Here is a 2349-nt window from a genome sequence, read left to right as displayed (position 1 = left end):
TGGACCGACGCGATCAAGTCGATGCAGCGCAACTGGATCGGTCGCAGCCACGGCGCCAAGGTCCACTTCGCGTCCGACGCCGGGCCGATCACGGTATTCACCACCCGCCCGGACACGTTGTTCGGCGCGTCGTTCATGGTCCTCTCCCCCGAGCACCCCTTCGTCGACACGCTCGCGGACGACTCCAAGCGTGACGAGATCGCCGCCTACCGCGAGCAAGCGGCCGGCAAGAAGGACTTCGAACTCCAGGACGACACCCGCGAGAAGACCGGTGTGTTCACCGGCGCCTATGCCACGAACCCGATCAACGGCGAGAAGCTCCCGATCTGGATCGCCGACTACGTCCTCATGGGCTACGGCACCGGCGCGATCATGGCGGTTCCGTGCGGCGACGAGCGCGACTTCGAGTTCGCCCGCAAGTTCGGCCTGCCGATCCCGGCGATCCAACAGCCGCCCGCGGAATGGTTCGCCGAACACGACATCGATGCGACCATCGACACGACGAACTGGCCCACTGCCTACGTCGGCGACGCGCCCTACGTCCAGTCGGCCGGCACGCCCGAGGGCACCGGGCAACTCGACCTGAACGGGGTCGACAACACGGCCGACGGAATCGCGATGACCAACGCCTGGCTCGAGGCGAACGACGCCGGCGAGGCGACGATCAACTACAAGCTCCGTGACTGGCTGTTCAGCCGTCAGCGTTACTGGGGCGAGCCGTTCCCGATCGTGTACGACGACGAGGGCCGACCGCACACGGTTCCTGACGACCTGCTGCCGATCGAGCTCCCCGAGACCGACCAGTTCTCCCCGCGCACGTTCGACGCCGACGACGAGTTCTCCAATCCGGAGAGCCCGCTCGATCGTCTCCAGGAGTGGGTGAACGTCGAACTCGATCTCGGAGACGGACGCGGCGTGCAGTCGTACCGGCGCGACACGAACGTCATGCCCCAGTGGGCCGGATCGTGCTGGTACCAGTTCCGCTACATCGACCCGACGCTCGACGACCGCTTCGTCGACCCCGAGAACGAGCGCTACTGGATGGGCCCGCGCACCGACGTACGCCCCGATCACCCCGGTGGGATCGACCTGTATGTGGGCGGTGTCGAGCACGCCGTGCTGCACCTCCTCTACGCCCGCTTCTGGCACAAGATCCTGTTCGACCTGGGTCACGTCAGCTCGATCGAGCCGTACGCCCGTCTGTACAACCAGGGGTACATCCAGGCCGCCGCGTTCAAGGACGATCGCGAGATCTACGTCGAGGCGGGTGAGGTCGTCGAAGCGCAAGGTGACGACGGCGAGGCGCACTTCACGTTCCACGGCGAACCGGTCACCCGTGAGTGGGGCAAGATGGGCAAGAGCCTGAAGAACGCCGTCTCACCCGACGAGATGTACGAGCAGTACGGCGCCGACACATTGCGGCTCTACGAGATGGCGATGGGCCCGCTCGACGCGTCCCGACCATGGGCGACCCGCGACGTCGTCGGGCAGTACCGCTTCCTCCAGCGGCTCTGGCGGAACATGGTCGACGAGGAAACCGGTGAGTGCACGGTCGTCGACAGCCCCGCCGACGACGACACCCGCAAGCTGCTCCACAAGACGATCGACACCGTGCGCACCGAGATGGATGCGCTCCGGTTCAACACCGCCATCGCGAAGTTGATCGAGTTGAACAACCACGTCACGAAGCTGGACGACATGCCGCGTGAGGTCGCCGAGCCGATGGTGCTGATGCTCGCCCCGCTGGTGCCCCACGTCGCCGAGGAACTGTGGAGCAAGCTCGGGTGTTCCGAGGCGACCGACGGAACGATCACCTACGTCGATTTCCCGGTCGCCGATCCGGCCCTGCTCGTCGACGACACGATCGAGATCCCAATCCAGGTCAACGGGAAGGTGCGCAGCCGCCTCACGGTCGGTGCCGACACCGGCAAGGACGAGCTCGAGGCTGCTGCGCTCGCCGACGACAAGGTCGTCGCAGCGCTCGACGGCGGCGCACCGAAGAAGGTCATCGTGGTCCCCGGCCGGATGATCAACGTCGTCGTCTGAACATACGCGTTGGTGCCTGGCACCGACGCGCATTCAGGCGTCGTCGGCGGACCAGCGCCACGACGCGTCGTCGACCGAATCGGCCGGGGCCGGGTCGTTCGCGTCGAGTCGCGGTTGCACTGCACCCACGATCGCGACTGCGGCCGCGAGCGCCAACGTCACGAGCGCAACGACGCCGGTCCGCATCGTCGTCGCCGACTCCGCGAGGCCGACGCCGTCCCCGTCGGACTCGACCACCCGAACGACGACGACCGCCACGATCTATGCGACGCACGCAGCAGCTGCGCACAGGTTGGCTGCGAC

At 66.7% G+C, this 2349-nt stretch carries 2 protein-coding genes; one reads left to right on the top strand and one right to left on the bottom strand.

What is annotated here, in order from left to right:
• The coding region (leuS, locus tag WBV89_RS04135) for a leucine--tRNA ligase (protein ID WP_423980075.1) at window positions 1–2046 on the top strand (2046 nt) is incomplete at its 5' end.
• A 33-nt stretch (window positions 2047–2079) separates the two neighbouring features.
• Here leuS and WBV89_RS04130 read toward each other — a convergent pair.
• Window positions 2080–2304, bottom strand: a complete 225-nt coding sequence (locus WBV89_RS04130) for a hypothetical protein (protein WP_423980074.1) — start codon at window positions 2302–2304, stop codon at window positions 2080–2082.
• Between the last annotated feature and the right edge of the window lie 45 nt (window positions 2305–2349).

The organism is Ilumatobacter sp. (genome assembly GCF_049588435.1).
Classification (GTDB): Bacteria; Actinomycetota; Acidimicrobiia; order Acidimicrobiales; family Ilumatobacteraceae; genus Ilumatobacter_A.
Note: the sequence above shows the minus strand (reverse complement) of the source record. Positions and strands in the feature narration are given on the sequence as shown.